Source organism: Legionella londiniensis (assembly GCF_001467825.1).
In the GTDB taxonomy this organism is placed as follows: Bacteria; Pseudomonadota; Gammaproteobacteria; order Legionellales; family Legionellaceae; genus Legionella_A; species Legionella_A londiniensis.
On the sequence record NZ_LNYK01000008.1, the window covers coordinates 1 to 15,524 of the forward strand.

The window sequence follows — 15,524 nt, forward strand, 5'->3', positions numbered from 1 at the left end:
GCGATGGACGAAGGACTGCGGTTTGCAATTAGAGAGGGTGGCCGTACTGTCGGCGCAGGCGTGGTCGCTAAAATCATAGAGTAACAATGTGCGCTCTTCTAGCGAATCCGGAAGAGCGCTTGTTAAAGGCCAGTAGCTCAATTGGCAGAGCGGCGGTCTCCAAAACCGCAGGTTGGGGGTTCGATTCCCTCCTGGCCTGCCAAATACCTAAGAATTATGAAAGAAACAAGCAAATCCAAAATAAAGCCCCTTGATTATGTCGCATGGCTGGGAATAGCCTTGATGACATGTGCTGCATTTTTCGGAACATATTATTTTAATTTTAGTACTCCAATCAGGGCGATCATTTGGGTATCTTGGTTAGTGCTTTTTTTTGTATTAGGATTTTTTACCTCACAGGGTAAAAAAGTGTTTTCTTTTGCCAAAGAAGCCAAGATTGAGATACAAAAAGTTGTGTGGCCTACTCGTCCGGAAACAGTCCAGACTACCGGGATTGTGATGATTATGGTTACAGTTACTGGGTTTATCCTTTGGGGGGTAGACGCGGCCATGATGTGGGCGATTGGAAAAATAACACATTTAGGTTGAATACAGTGGAAGATCAAAAAGCTAAGCAGTGGTATGTAGTTCATGCCTATTCAGGCTATGAAAATTTTGTAATGCGAGAAATTAAAGCGCGTGCTGAGCATCACAATTTGAAGGATAAGATTGGCGAGGTAGTGGTGCCATCTGAAGAAGTAGTTGAGATGCGTGCCGGTCAGAAGCGCAAGAGCACAAGAAAATTTTTTCCTGGCTATGTTTTAGTTAACATGGTGATGGATGACGAAACATGGCATATGATTCGCGCTATTCCGAGGGTATTAGGATTTATTGGCGGTACAAGCCAGACTCCAACGCCTATTTCAGATAAAGAGGCAAAAGCCATTATGCAGAGGGTAGAAGAGGGCGTAACCAAACCCAGACCCAAAGTATTGTTTGAGCCAGGAGAAGTGGTACGAGTTAAGGAAGGTCCATTTGTGGACTTTAATGGTGTCGTAGAAGAAGTTAACTATGAGAAGAATCGATTGCGAGTAGCTGTTCTGATTTTTGGCCGCTCAACACCTGTTGAATTAGAATTTAGTCAAGTTGAAAAAACATAATAACAAAGACTATTGCCTATTATGAAAATTCAAATCGAGGCAAATAACCGTTCTATACCATTTAACCCCAGCTAACGACAATTTTTTTTTAACCGGGGAGCCATTAAAAGTTCCCTTATAATGGCGCTATACCCAAAAGAGGAGTAAATATGGCTAAGAAAGTTGAAGCCTACATTAAATTGCAGATCCCCGCAGGGAAAGCAAATCCCAGCCCTCCAGTTGGACCAGCACTGGGTCAACGGGGCTTAAATATCATGGAATTTTGTAAAGCATTTAATGCGGCTACCCAATCTCTGGAACCAGGCTTGCCAATACCTGTTGTTATTACAGCGTACAGCGACCGCAGTTTTACCTTTATTACCAAGACCCCTCCGGCTTCAGTGCTATTAAGGAAAGCAGCTGGAATTCCCAAAGGCAGTGGAGCACCCAATACCAATAAGGTTGCTAAACTTCCACGCTCAAAGCTCGAAGAAATCGCTAAAACTAAAGAGCCAGATTTGTCAGCGGCTGATCTGGATGCTGCAGTAAGAACGATCGCAGGCACTGCAAGAAGCATGGGCATTGAAGTTGAAGATTTAGAGCAAGGGGTTTAGGCAATGGCACATATCAGTAAAAAGCAGAAAATGATTAGAGAAAAAATAAAACCTAATCATTTGTATAAAGCGGCTGAAGCAATCGATTTGCTAAAGGAATTTGCCAGCAAAAAATTTAAAGAAGCAGTCGATATAGCGGTGAATTTAGGAGTTGATCCCCGAAAACCAGATCAAATGATTCGTTCATCGACCAACCTGCCTAACGGAACGGGAAAAACTATCCGCGTAGCTGTATTTGCCCAGGGCGAAAATGCTGAAAAGGCAAAAAAAGCCGGCGCAGATGTTGTAGGATTTGAAGACCTGGCAGAGGAAGTGAAAAAAGGCAACATGGATTTTCACGTAGTAATTGCTACACCTGATGCGATGAGGGTCGTTGGGCAGCTGGGGCAGATCCTTGGTCCTCGCGGGCTTATGCCTAATCCTAAAGTTGGCACGGTTACTATGAATGTTGAAGCTGCTGTTCGGGATGCCAAGTCGGGACAGGTGCGATATCGTACTGACAAAAACGGAATTATCCATTGCTCGGTTGGAGCAATCGACTTTAACGCAGATGCGATCATTGAGAACGTAACAGCGCTTATAGCGGATTTGAAAAAGGCAAAGCCAAGTTCTGCCAAAGGCACATACATAAAAAAAATTACTTTATCAACCACGATGGGGCCGGGCTTGACTATTGATCCCGCGTCAATAGGCGTGTAAAATATTCAGCCTTTTTATAAAGATTCACGGCATGGACTTAGGTTCAATGCCGTCGAAGACCGCAGGTGCGAAAGCTTAATACCCTGCGCAGACGGTGAACCGGCTCCGGGAATATACTCTGAGACGGCCACCATAACTGTCAAATCCTTGCGATTTGCACAATGTAGGAGGTCAGTAACGATATGTTAAATTTAGCTGCAAAGAAAGCCGTGGTAGAGGAAGTAAATCGTGTAGCTTCTAAAGCCATATCCGCAGTAGTTGCTGATTATCGCGGTTTATCTGTAAATCAAATGACACAACTTCGCGCTGAAGCCCGTAAAGCAGGTGTATATTTGCGCGTTGTTAGGAATACTCTGACAAAAAGAGCGTTTGAAAATACAGATTTTGCCTGCTTGAACGACAAACTGGTAGGTCCTTTGTTTATTGCATTGTCGCTGGAAGCACCAAGCGACGCTGCAAGACTGCTAAAGGATTTTTCTAAAACTTACAGTCAGCTTGATATTAAGGCTTTAGCTGTGGGGGGGAAGCTATATGCGGCCAATCAGATAGATGCGGTTGCAAGCTTACCCACTAGAGATGAAGCGCTTGCCAAGCTTCTGTATGTCATGAAGGCGCCAGTTGAGAAATTTGTCCGTACACTTGCTGAACCACACGCAAAATTGGTTCGTACATTGGCTGCGATAAAAGACAAAAAGGCAGGCTGAGCCGATAATCTTATTTAATTTTTAACTTAGGAGCTAGAAATGGCTGTATCAAAAGATGAAATCCTGGAAACAATTTCTAATATGACCGTAATGGAAGTTGTTGAGCTTATAGAAGCAATGGAAGAAAAATTTAATGTTTCTGCAGCTGCCGCCGCCGTTGCAGTTGCAGCACCAGCAGCTGAAGCAGGTGCAGCAGCTGAAGAAAAAACTGAGTTTGATGTTGTAATGACCAGTTTTGGCGACAATAAAGTAAATGTGATTAAAGCAATTCGTGGAATAACCGGCTTAGGCTTAAAAGAAGCCAAAGATCTGGTTGAAGGCGCGCCTTCAACTGTGAAAGAAGGTGTTTCAAAAGACGAAGCAGCTAGTATCAAGAAACAATTAGAAGAAGCTGGCGCTTCAGTCGACATTAAGTAATTTGCGTTACATTGCTTAAAACCCAGCCATGTTTCATGGCTGGGTTTGCTTGTTTAAGATATATATATTTCGCTAATCACTAAAAAGACTTGTTGCTCAATCTAGAAATGATATCTGAGCTCTAAGCGATTGGCAGTTATTCCAAGATATTCAATAACTTACAGAGGAACTACCATGGCCGAAGCAGTTGCAAACCCTCAATATTCACATGCTGAGAAAAAACGATTTCGCAAGAGCTTTGGTAAGCAAGCTGAAATAATGCCAATACTTAATTTATTGGAAATTCAGCTTCGATCATATAATGACTTTTTATTTGCTGAAGACAATAACGGTCAACAGAAGGCTGGCCTCCATGCTGCGTTTTCATCCGTTTTTCCCATTGAAAGCTTCTCAGGAAACGCCCGTTTGGAATATGTCAGTTATAGCCTTGGAGAACCAGCATTTGATGTACGTGAGTGCAAAATGCGCGGTCTCACCTATTCTGCTCCATTGAGAGTTAAAATCAGGCTTATAGTTTATGACAAGGATGCTGCCGGAGATCCTAAACCGATTAAAGACATTCGTGAACAGGATGTTTTTATGGGCGAAATACCCCTTATGACTGATGTGGGAACTTTTGTTGTAAATGGAACAGAGCGAGTGGTGGTATCTCAGCTGCACCGTTCGCCGGGCGTCATATTTGAACATGACCGCGGCAAAACACATTCGTCAGGCAAGCTATTATACTCTGCTAGAATCATACCTTACCGCGGATCATGGCTTGATTTTGAATTTGATCCAAAAGATTGTGTATTCGTGCGTATAGACAGACGGCGAAAGCTTCCGGTAACTATATTGCTGCGCGCCTTGGGATATGACACTGAAGCAATTTTAGCTGAGTTTTTCGAGACAACTGCATGCCACATTAAAAATGGAGAGTTTCATGTAGAATTGGTGCCGTCGCGTTTGCGTGGCGAAATTGCATCATTCGATATCGCGCTTCCTGAAACGGGTGAGGTCGTTGTTGAAGCCGGAAGGCGCATCACAACGCGTCACATCAAGTTGCTGGAAAAAAACAACATGAAGGACTTGGTGGTTCCGCGTGACTACCTAATCGGTAAAGTCCTTGCAAAAGGGATTGTTGATACCAGCACCGGCGAGTTGATTGCTGAGGCCAATGATGAAATTACCTCTGATCTGTTGGATTCAATGATCGATCATGGCATTCATGATTTTGATATGATTTATACCAACGATCTTGATCATGGATCATACATCTCAGATACGCTGCGTATCGATCCAACCGCAAGCGATCTTGAAGCCCTGGTTGAGATTTACCGTATGATGAGACCTGGTGAGCCGCCCACTAAAGAAGCTGCTGAAGCACTCTTTAAAAATTTATTCTTCGCGGAAGATCGATATGATTTATCTGCCGTTGGCCGCATGAAATTCAACCGCCGGGTAGGCCGAAAGGATGATAAAGGGCCGGGCACGTTAACTAAAGACGACATTCTGGCTGTGATTAAAACCTTAATCGATATACGCAACGGCATTGGCATGGTTGATGATATCGACCATCTTGGTAATCGCAGGGTTCGCAGTGTTGGTGAAATGACTGAGAATCAATTCCGCGTGGGATTGGTAAGAGTTGAACGTGCGGTGAAAGAAAGGTTAAGCCTGGCTGAATCAGAAAGCCTGATGCCGCAGGATTTAATTAACGCCAAGCCTGTATCTGCTGCCATTAAGGAATTTTTTGGCTCAAGTCAGCTTTCCCAGTTTATGGATCAGGTTAATCCCCTGTCAGGTGTCACCCATAAGCGCAGGGTTTCCGCGCTTGGTCCTGGTGGATTGACGCGAGAGCGAGCAGGGTTTGAAGTACGGGATGTACACACTACCCACTATGGCCGGGTTTGCCCTATTGAAACGCCGGAAGGACCGAATATTGGTTTGATTAATTCATTGTCAGTTTATGCCAGGACAAATGAATACGGTTTCATTGAAACTCCATGCAGAAAGGTTGTAGATGGTTATGTAACCAATGAAATTGAATATATTTCAGCCATTGAGGAAGTGGATCAATATATCGCACAATCAAGTGTTGCTGTAGATAAGAACGGTAAGATATTGGCTGATCTTGTGCCTTGCCGCCATCAAAATGAATTTTCACTGACTACACCGGATAAAATCAACTATATGGATGTTTCGCCCAAGCAAATTGTTTCTGTGGCAGCTTCCTTGATTCCGTTCCTGGAGCATGACGATGCAAACCGTGCGTTGATGGGATCGAACATGCAACGTCAGGCGGTTCCTACGCTCCGTGCTGAAAAACCTTTGGTAGGCACAGGAATGGAACGTGCCGTAGCTACAGACTCTGGGGTTTGTGTGGTTGCCAAGCGTGGCGGAGTTATAGATCAAGTCGATGCCGCAAGAATTGTGGTGCGCGTTAATGATGATGAAACTTCTGCCGGTGAAACAGGCGTAGATATTTATAATTTAACCAAGTATTTCAGATCCAACCAGGATACTTGCATTAATCAAATCCCAATTGTGGCAAAAGGAGACAGGATTAACCGCGGAGATATATTGGCTGACGGCCCATGCACCGACATGGGTGAGCTTGCGCTTGGCCAAAATCTGCTTGTTGCGTTTATGCCCTGGAACGGTTACAACTTTGAAGATTCCATTCTGATATCAGAACGCGTGGTGAAAGAAGATCGTTTTACCACGATCCATATCGAGGAGTTAACCTGCATAGCCCGAGATACCAAATTGGGAGCTGAGGAAGTTACCGCAGATATTCCTAATGTAGGTGAGTCGGCCTTGGCAAGTCTGGATGAGTCTGGAGTTGTATACATCGGTGCTGAAGTCAGCGCTGGCGATATTTTGGTCGGCAAGGTAACACCTAAAGGGGAAACCCAGCTGACGCCTGAAGAAAAACTACTGCGCGCAATTTTTGGAGAAAAGGCGTCGGATGTAAAAGATACCTCCTTGCGTGTTCCCTCTGGTATGAATGGAACCGTAATTGATGTGCAAATTTTTACACGGGACGGACTGGAAAAGGATGCGCGCGCTAAAAGTATAGAAGAAGAATATCTGGCGCGTGTACGCAAAGATTTAATCGATGAGCGCCGCATCAGAGAAGAGGATATTTATCAGCGCGTCTTTAATTTGTTAAAAGGAAAAGTTGCAACAGGGGGGCCTGGCGATTTAAAGCCCGGTTCAAGCATTACAGAGGAGTACCTCAATAAGACGGACCGTGAAAAATGGTTTGATATACGTCTAGAAGATGACGCTACGAGTCAAAATCTTGAGCAATCTTCCAAACAGCTGGAAGCCTTGGCCAAAGAGATAGAAAAACGTTTTAACGACAGTCGGAAAAAAATTACTCAGGGCGATGATTTGGCGCCGGGGGTACTTAAGATTGTTAAAGTCTACCTAGCAGTTAAAAGACGCATCCAGCCTGGTGATAAAATGGCAGGCCGGCATGGAAACAAGGGGGTTATTTCTATCGTTGTCCCAGAAGAAGACATGCCTTATATGGAAGATGGCACTCCAGTTGATATTGTACTTAATCCCTTGGGCGTTCCATCGCGAATGAACATAGGTCAGGTCCTTGAGACGCATCTGGGGCTTGCGGCAAAAGGTCTCGGATTAAGGCTTGGAGAAATGTTGGATAAAAAGGAATCAATAGCCAAGATTAAAGACTATTTGCTTAAAATTTATAATCACGATAAGCAAAAACGCTTAAGTCTTGAGTCGTTGACCGATGATGAGTTTATGGAATTGGTCAATAACCTGCGAGATGGCATTCCTATGGCTACTCCTGTATTTGATGGCGCCAGCGAATCAGAAATTAAGGAAATGCTGGAACTTGCAGGTCTTCCTACTGACGGAAAGACAACATTAATTGATGGCAGAACTGGCAGAAAATTCGATAATCCAGTTACCGTAGGCTATATGTACATGCTCAAGCTCAATCATTTGGTCGATGACAAGATGCATGCGCGTTCAACTGGCTCATACAGTCTTGTTACCCAGCAGCCGCTAGGCGGAAAAGCTCAGTTTGGCGGGCAGCGTTTTGGAGAAATGGAAGTATGGGCGCTTGAAGCCTATGGTGCTGCCTACACCTTGCAGGAAATGTTAACAGTAAAATCCGATGATGTTGGAGGTCGAACTAAGATATACAAGAACATTGTTGATGGTGATCATCGTATGGATGCAGGAATGCCAGAGTCGTTCAATGTATTGTTGAAAGAAATTCGAGCATTAGGTATCGATATTGAACTCGAGCATGATTAACAATAATGAATCCTTAAGGAAATTATCCGGCAGGCAGCATATCCTGCCGGATAATTAATTCTGACTGACCCAATTTTGGAGACACTAACTTGGCTAATCTAAGCAACGACCCAATGAAAAAGACACCGGTGATGAGTGATTTGCTCGGTATGCTCAAACAACAGGGGCAAAGCGAAGAATTTGATGCGATAAAAATCGCTTTGGCATCACCAGAGTTAATTCGTTCATGGTCATACGGTGAGGTTAAAAAACCTGAAACCATTAATTATCGAACTTTTAAGCCTGAACGGGATGGTTTGTTCTGTGCGAAAATTTTTGGCCCAATTAAAGATTACGAGTGTCTATGCGGCAAATACAAGCGATTGAAACATCGAGGCGTTATTTGTGAAAAGTGCGGCGTAGAGCTTGCATTAACCAAAGTTCGCAGAGAGCGTATGGGGCATATCGAATTGGCCAGCCCTGTCGCTCATATATGGTTTTTGAAATCATTGCCATCAAGGATCGGTTTGCTGCTTGATATGACCCTTCGGGATATAGAACGAGTATTGTATTTTGAAGCGTTTGTTGTTGTTGATCCAGGGATGACAGAACTGGAGCGGGGTCAACTGTTGAACGATGAGGCCTATCTTGAAGCCATGGAGCAGTATGGCGATGAGTTTGATGCGCGCATGGGTGCAGAAGCAATTCGCGATCTGTTGCGGCAAATTGATCTGGATGAGGAAATCAATTCGCTTCGCGAAGAGTTGCCGACAACAAATTCTGAAACAAAAATTAAAAAAATTACCAAACGATTGAAGCTTCTGGAAGCTTTCCAGGAATCAGGTAACAAGCCTGAATGGATGATAATGAGCGTATTGCCTGTCCTTCCTCCAGATTTGCGGCCTTTAGTTCCCTTGGATGGAGGACGATTTGCAACCTCTGACTTAAACGATTTATATCGCCGTGTCATTAACCGCAATAACCGTTTAAAGCGGCTGCTGGATCTTAATGCGCCGGATATTATCGTTCGCAATGAGAAACGAATGCTTCAGGAATCAGTAGATGCCTTGTTGGATAACGGCCGTCGAGGCAGAGCAATTACAGGAACCAACAAGCGCCCGCTAAAATCGTTGGCAGACATGATTAAAGGAAAACAGGGACGGTTCCGTCAGAATTTATTAGGAAAGCGAGTGGATTATTCCGGGCGTTCTGTTATCGTGGTTGGTCCTACATTGCGTCTGCATCAATGCGGATTGCCCAAGAAAATGGCTTTGGAATTATTTAAGCCGTTTATATTCAGCAAGTTAGAATTTAGAGGGTTAGCGACGACCATAAAAGCAGCTAAAAAGATGGTTGAGCGTGAAGAGCCCGTTGTGTGGGACATCCTGGAAGATGTCATCCGCGAACATCCGATATTATTAAACCGTGCTCCAACACTGCATCGTCTGGGTATCCAGGCTTTCGAGCCAGTGCTGATTGAAGGCAAGGCAATTCAACTGCACCCTCTTGTCTGTACGGCGTACAATGCTGACTTTGACGGCGACCAAATGGCAGTTCATGTGCCATTAACCATCGAAGCGCAATTGGAAGCACGCACGTTAATGATGTCTACCAACAATATTCTTTCTCCTGCCAGCGGGGAGCCGATTATTGTTCCCAGTCAGGATGTGGTGCTTGGCCTTTATTATTTAACGCGCGAGCGAATTAACGCTTTGGGTGAAGGTAAAATTTTCGGAAGCATACAGGAAGTTCAGAATTTCTATGAAGATGGTTTGGTGGATATTCATGCAAAAGTAAAAATCCGCATGCCAGCTGATGAAGCCGGTGTCGGCACCGAAACAGCGTTGGTGGAAACCACTGTTGGCCGGGCAATTCTCGCCGATATCCTGCCTAAGGGAATGCCTTTTTCTCATATCAATAAACCAATGACCAAAAAAGCCATTTCTAAGGTGGTTGACAGTTGCTATCGAAATTTCGGCCTGAAAGAAACAGTGATATTTGCTGATCAGCTGATGTATATGGGCTTTAAATACGCGACTCGCGCCGGCGCTTCTATTGGGATTGAAGATATGGAAATTCCCGAAGATAAATCAGCCATTATTGCCCAGGCTGATAATGAAGTGCGTGAAATTGAAGCGCAGTATCGCTCTGGCCTCGTGACTAATGGGGAGCGGTATAACAAGGTCATTGATATTTGGTCGCGCACTAACGAAATGGTTGCTAAATCGATGATGGCAAAAATTGCCACTGAAGAAGTGATTGACAAAAAAGGCAATAGAGTTCGTCAGGATTCGTTTAACCCGATATTTATGATGGCTGATTCTGGTGCCCGGGGATCTGCCGCGCAAATACGGCAGCTTGCGGGCATGCGGGGATTGATGGCAGCACCGGATGGCTCCATTATTGAAACGCCAATTACGGCGAACTTCCGGGAAGGCTTGAATGTATTTCAGTATTTTATCTCTACTCACGGAGCACGTAAGGGTTTGGCCGATACTGCTTTAAAAACGGCAAACTCCGGTTATCTCACCAGGCGATTGGTTGATGTTGCACAAGATGTGGTCATTACCGAGAGCGATTGCGGAACAGAAAAGGGCATTATGATGCAGCCTTTGATTGAAGGCGGAGATATTGTAGAACCTCTTCACGAACGCGTATTGGGTCGAGTTGTCGCTGCTGATGTTTACGTTCCAAACCATCAGGAACCAATAGTAAGAGCAGGGACACTGCTGGATGAGGAGTGGGTTGAGCGCCTTGAAAAGATTGGCGTAGATCAGATTTATGTTCGTTCACCCATTACTTGCGAAACCCGCTATGGCTTATGCTCCAAGTGTTACGGCCGTGATCTGGCTCGCGGGCATTTAGTCAATACAGGCGAGGCAGTAGGCATTATTGCCGCACAATCTATCGGCGAACCTGGAACTCAGCTGACCATGCGTACCTTCCACATTGGAGGCGCTGCATCAAGAGCTACAGCTGCAAACAATATCCAGGTTAAAAATAAAGGTATTATCCGCCTGCATAATATCAAGACAGTTACGCATGAAAACAGCAATCTGGTCGCTATTTCGCGCTCAGGTGAAGTTACGGTTGCTGATGAATTTGGCAGAGAGCGCGAGCGATATAAGCTGCCTTACGGAGCCGTGTTGACTGTTCATGACAAATCTAGCGTAGAAGCGGGCGAAGTCATAGCGACATGGGATCCGCACACCCACCCTGTTATTTCAGAAGTAAGTGGAAAATTGAAGTTTGTCGATTTAATTGAAGGCATCACAATGAATCGCCAAACCGACGAAATGACGGGTCTAAGCAATATAGTGGTTATCGATGCGAAGCAGCGCGGAATTGCAGGACGTGATTTGCGTCCAATGGTTAAGTTGGTATCCGAAGATGGAGAGGATATTTATCTTTCTGGAACAAATGTGCCGGCTCAGTACTATCTGCCTGTTGACGCGATAATTAACTTTGAGGATGGAAGCACGGTTGGTATAGGTGATGTCATTGCGCGTATCCCGCAAGAACGCTCCAAAACAAGAGATATTACAGGGGGCTTGCCACGTGTAGCAGATCTCTTTGAAGCGCGGAAACCCAAGGATTCTGCTGTAATGGCTGAAATATCCGGTATAGTCAGTTTCGGCAAGGAAACAAAAGGAAAACGCCGCTTAATCATTACAGCCTCTGAAACCGAGCAGCATGAAGAATTGATACCCAAGTGGAGGCATATTTCTGTGTTTGAGGGCGAACATGTTACAAAAGGCGAAATTATCGCCGATGGTCCGCCTAATCCTCATGATATTTTGCGCTTGCTGGGTGTTGGAGCGTTGGCAACATATATTGTGAACGAAGTGCAGGATGTATATCGCCTACAAGGGGTAAAAATTAACGATAAGCATATTGAAACTATTGTCAGACAAATGTTGCGTAAACGAATCATTACGTTTGCTGGCGATTCAAAATTTCTTGTGGGCGAGCAGGTTGAAGAAACTGTAATGTTGCAAGAGAATGACGCACTTATTGCCGAAAATAAAATGCCGGCAGAAGGAACACCAATATTATTGGGCATAACAAAAGCGTCCCTTGCAACTGAATCATTTATATCCGCAGCTTCCTTCCAGGAAACGACTCGCGTACTTACTGAAGCAGCCGTAAGCGGCAAGGTGGATGATTTGCGCGGGCTTAAAGAGAACGTGATGGTTGGCCGACTGATCCCCGCAGGGACCGGATATGCCTATCATCAGAGCAGAAAAGCAAAGCGTGCAAAAGCGATTGGTGGCGATCATGCATTACATTCAGTTTCTGCAAGTGATGTAGAACATGCATTGAGTGAAGCACTCAATGCGGATAACCGCGATGGGGATGCCGGATTATAGCAACTGTTGACGTTTAACAATTTCTTGAAGAGCTGAGCCGATTTACAAAGGCTCAGCATTCGAGAAAATGAGTTAAAAAACTTCTCGCTAAACGGCTAAAGTTGGTCTAAAACAGAGCGATACTTGACAAAAGCTCTGGACATATATAGAATCCGGCCTCCTTATGCATACGAAATAATCTCAAGCTAAGTTTGGAGTTAACAATAAATGGCTACTATTAATCAGCTGGTGAGAAATCCGCGCAAGAAGGTTAAAGCTAAAAGCAACGTTCCTGCACTGGAGTCTTGCCCGCAACGCAGAGGAGTATGTACCCGTGTATATACAACAACACCCAAAAAACCTAATTCGGCTATGCGTAAGGTTGCGCGTGTCCGCTTGACTAACGGATATGAAGTAACTTCATATATTGGCGGTGAGGGACATAACCTTCAGGAGCACTCTGTTGTATTGATCCGCGGCGGAAGGGTAAAAGACCTGCCTGGCGTTCGATACCATACAGTACGTGGAAGCCTGGATACATCGGGTGTTAATGATCGAAAACAGGGTCGTTCCAAATATGGAACCAAGAAGCCAAAAGACAAGAAATAATCTTAGTGTAGGAATTTAGCGATGCCAAGAAGAAGAGAAGTCCCTAAAAGGGAAATATTGCCAGATCCAAAATTTCACAGTGAACTCCTGGCAAAATTTATTAATGTGCTCATGGTAAGCGGCAAAAAATCTGTTGCTGAAAAAATAGTCTATGGCGCTCTAAGTACGCTTGAAGAACGCATTAAGAAAATGAAGAAAAGCTCAGAAGGCGAAGGCGATGCTCAGGGGGGTGCAGCTGGCAGCGCATCCGGAGTGTTGCGGTATTTTGAGCAGGCTCTTGATAACGTGCGCCCAACCGTGGAGGTTCGTTCGCGACGTGTCGGCGGGGCAACTTATCAGGTTCCCGTAGAGGTCCGTTCCGAACGCAGCATTGCCTTGGGCATGAGATGGATAATAACAGCAGCGCGTGCCCGGGGAGAAAAAGGCATGATGCTTCGCCTGGCATCTGAATTGCTGGATGCCTATGAAAACAAGGGCTCAGCAGTAAAGAAAAGAGAAGAGACACACAGGATGGCAAAGGCTAACCAGGCGTTTGCACATTTCCGCTGGAATTAAAGAGGGGTTAACCGTGTCAACCACACCTTTAGAACTGTATAGAAATATCGGTATTGCCGCACACGTTGATGCGGGAAAAACAACCACAACAGAGCGTATTCTTTATTATACCGGACGATCTCATAAAATCGGCGAAGTTCATGAAGGCGCCGCTATTATGGATTGGATGGCTCAGGAGCAAGAGCGCGGTATTACCATTACCGCGGCAGCTACAACCTGCTACTGGCCTGGAATGGATAACCAATACAAAAAACATCGAATCAATATCATAGATACCCCGGGGCACGTAGACTTTATGATTGAAGTTGAGCGGTCGCTTCGTGTTCTCGATGGTGCCGTTGTTGTATTCGACTCAGTATCGGGTGTTGAGCCTCAGTCCGAGACCGTATGGCGTCAATCTGATAAATACGGCGTCCCCCGTATCGTTTTCGTCAATAAGATGGATCGTATGGGCGCTAATTTCTTGCGCGTGGTCAAGCAAATTAAAGAACGGCTTGGATCGAACCCTGTCGTTGTACAGCTGCCTATCGGTGCTGAAGAATCATTTAATGGCGTGATCGATCTTGTCAAGATGAAAGCCATATATTGGGACGAAGAATCGCGTGGGATGAAATTTGAATACAAAGATATTCCTGCCGATATGAAAGCGCAATGTGAAGAATTTCATAATCAAATCGTTGAAGCAGCAGCTGAAGACTCAGAAGAACTGATGGAAAAGTATCTTGAGGGTGAAACGTTAAGTGAGGAAGAAATTAAAAAGGCTTTAAGGCACAGGACTATCAATAACGAGATCGTACCTGTTTTCTGTGGTTCAGCATTTAAAAACAAGGGAGTTCAAGCTGTGCTGGATGGGGTGGTAGATTATCTGCCCTCTCCCTTGGATGTGCCTCCCGTCAGAGGAGTTGATGAAGAAGGGAATGAGGCTACACGTAAAACATCTTATGATGCTCCATTCTCAGCCCTTGCATTTAAAATTGCAACCGACCCATTTGTCGGAACCTTGACCTATTTTAGAGTCTATTCCGGCGTTTTGAAGTCAGGTGATACGGTATATAACCCTGTTAAAGAAAAGCGAGAGCGTATTGGTCGATTATTGCAAATGCATGCTAACTCACGTGAGGAAATCAAGGAAGTTCGCGCAGGCGACATTGCGGCAGCAGTTGGGCTAAAGACAGTCACTACGGGTGACACTCTGTGTGATGTGAACTCCGTTATTACACTTGAGCGCATGGATTTTCCTGATCCGGTTATTGCTGTAGCTGTAGAACCTAAGACAAAAGCAGATCAGGAAAAAATGGGCATTGCCTTAGGCAAGCTGGCGCAAGAAGATCCTTCCTTTAGGGTGCATACTGATGAAGAATCAGGCCAAACGATTATTCAGGGCATGGGTGAGTTGCACCTGGAAATCATTGTCGATCGCTTAAAGCGGGAGTTCATGGTTGAAGCCAATGTCGGCAAGCCACAGGTGGCGTACAGGGAAACACTAAAGTCTGCAGTAGAACAGGAAGGAAAATTTGTAAGGCAATCGGGAGGCCGAGGCCAATATGGGCATGTATGGCTGAAAATTGAACCTTTGCCTCGTGGTTCCGGATATCAGTTTGTAAACGAAATTGTAGGCGGTGTTATTCCTAAGGAATATATACCAGCTGTTGACAAGGGCGTTAAAGAACAGATGGAAAACGGAGTTATCGCTGGATATCCTGTTGTCGATGTTAAAGTAACTTTATTTGACGGTTCTTACCATGAAGTAGATTCAAGTGAAATGGCGTTCAAGATTGCTGGCTCACAATGTTTTAAACAGGGTGCGCAAAAAGCCAATCCTGTCTTACTTGAACCAATCATGAAGGTGGAAGTTGTAACTCCCGAAGAATATATGGGAGATGTCATGGGTGATCTCAGCCGCCGTCGTGGCATGGTTCAAGGAATGGATGAATCTCCTGCAGGTCGAGTTATTCGCGCAGATGTACCGCTTGCTGAAATGTTTGGTTATTCCACTGATTTGCGGTCAGCAACACAGGGGAGAGCAACATATACCATGGAGTTTTCCAAATATGCAGAAGCGCCGGCTAACATTGCTGAGGCAATAATCAAGAAACAATAAATTTAAAGAGGTAAAAAATGGCAAAGGAAAAGTTTGAACGTAAGAAACCACATGTGAATGTGGGCACCATAGGGCATGTGGATCATGGTAAGACGACGCTG

The 15,524-nt window shown here is 44.8% G+C and carries 13 protein-coding genes and 1 tRNA gene; all 14 read left to right on the forward strand.

Annotated elements, in window-relative coordinates:
* Positions 1–84, forward strand: an 84-nt coding sequence (locus Llon_RS11225; RefSeq protein ID WP_200754483.1) for an EF-Tu C-terminal domain-related protein, incomplete at its 5' end; no start/stop codon positions are given.
* A gap of 42 nt (positions 85–126) precedes the next feature.
* Positions 127–202, forward strand: a tRNA-Trp gene (locus Llon_RS02720).
* A gap of 14 nt (positions 203–216) precedes the next feature.
* A complete protein-coding gene (gene secE / locus Llon_RS02725; RefSeq protein WP_058528540.1) occupies positions 217–588 on the forward strand; it encodes a preprotein translocase subunit SecE in 372 nt (123 codons plus the stop codon).
* A 5-nt stretch (positions 589–593) separates the two neighbouring features.
* Positions 594–1,139, forward strand: coding sequence for a transcription termination/antitermination protein NusG (gene nusG, locus Llon_RS02730; RefSeq protein WP_058528549.1), 546 nt, complete (start codon positions 594–596; stop codon positions 1,137–1,139).
* 149 nt (positions 1,140–1,288) lie between these two features.
* On the forward strand, positions 1,289–1,732 hold the full coding sequence (gene rplK / locus Llon_RS02735) for a 50S ribosomal protein L11 (RefSeq protein ID WP_058528541.1): 444 nt from the start codon (positions 1,289–1,291) through the stop codon (positions 1,730–1,732).
* A 3-nt stretch (positions 1,733–1,735) separates the two neighbouring features.
* Entirely contained in the window at positions 1,736–2,431 is a 696-nt protein-coding gene (gene rplA, locus Llon_RS02740) for a 50S ribosomal protein L1 (protein ID WP_058528542.1), read from the forward strand.
* Positions 2,432–2,613: 182 nt separating this feature from the next.
* Positions 2,614–3,135 (forward strand): 50S ribosomal protein L10, encoded by a 522-nt coding sequence (gene rplJ / locus Llon_RS02745; RefSeq protein WP_058528543.1) that lies wholly within the window; start codon positions 2,614–2,616, stop codon positions 3,133–3,135.
* Positions 3,136–3,174: 39 nt separating this feature from the next.
* The gene (rplL, locus tag Llon_RS02750; protein WP_058528544.1) at positions 3,175–3,552 is read left to right on the forward strand and encodes a 50S ribosomal protein L7/L12; all 378 of its coding nucleotides are present in this window, start codon (positions 3,175–3,177) and stop codon (positions 3,550–3,552) included.
* A gap of 174 nt (positions 3,553–3,726) precedes the next feature.
* Entirely contained in the window at positions 3,727–7,830 is a 4,104-nt protein-coding gene (gene rpoB / locus Llon_RS02755; protein ID WP_058528545.1) for a DNA-directed RNA polymerase subunit beta, read from the forward strand.
* A gap of 131 nt (positions 7,831–7,961) precedes the next feature.
* A complete protein-coding gene (gene rpoC, locus Llon_RS02760; protein WP_058528550.1) occupies positions 7,962–12,179 on the forward strand; it encodes a DNA-directed RNA polymerase subunit beta' in 4,218 nt (1,405 codons plus the stop codon).
* 207 nt (positions 12,180–12,386) lie between these two features.
* The gene (gene rpsL, locus Llon_RS02765; protein ID WP_058528546.1) at positions 12,387–12,767 is read left to right on the forward strand and encodes a 30S ribosomal protein S12; all 381 of its coding nucleotides are present in this window, start codon (positions 12,387–12,389) and stop codon (positions 12,765–12,767) included.
* A 21-nt stretch (positions 12,768–12,788) separates the two neighbouring features.
* Positions 12,789–13,322: a 30S ribosomal protein S7 gene (gene rpsG, locus Llon_RS02770; protein WP_058528547.1), complete on the forward strand. Its 534-nt coding sequence runs from the start codon at positions 12,789–12,791 to the stop codon at positions 13,320–13,322.
* Between the two features lie 13 nt (positions 13,323–13,335).
* A complete protein-coding gene (gene fusA / locus Llon_RS02775; protein WP_058528548.1) occupies positions 13,336–15,423 on the forward strand; it encodes an elongation factor G in 2,088 nt (695 codons plus the stop codon).
* A 17-nt stretch (positions 15,424–15,440) separates the two neighbouring features.
* The coding region (locus tag Llon_RS11230; RefSeq protein WP_080443379.1) for a GTP-binding protein at positions 15,441–15,524 on the forward strand (84 nt) is incomplete at its 3' end.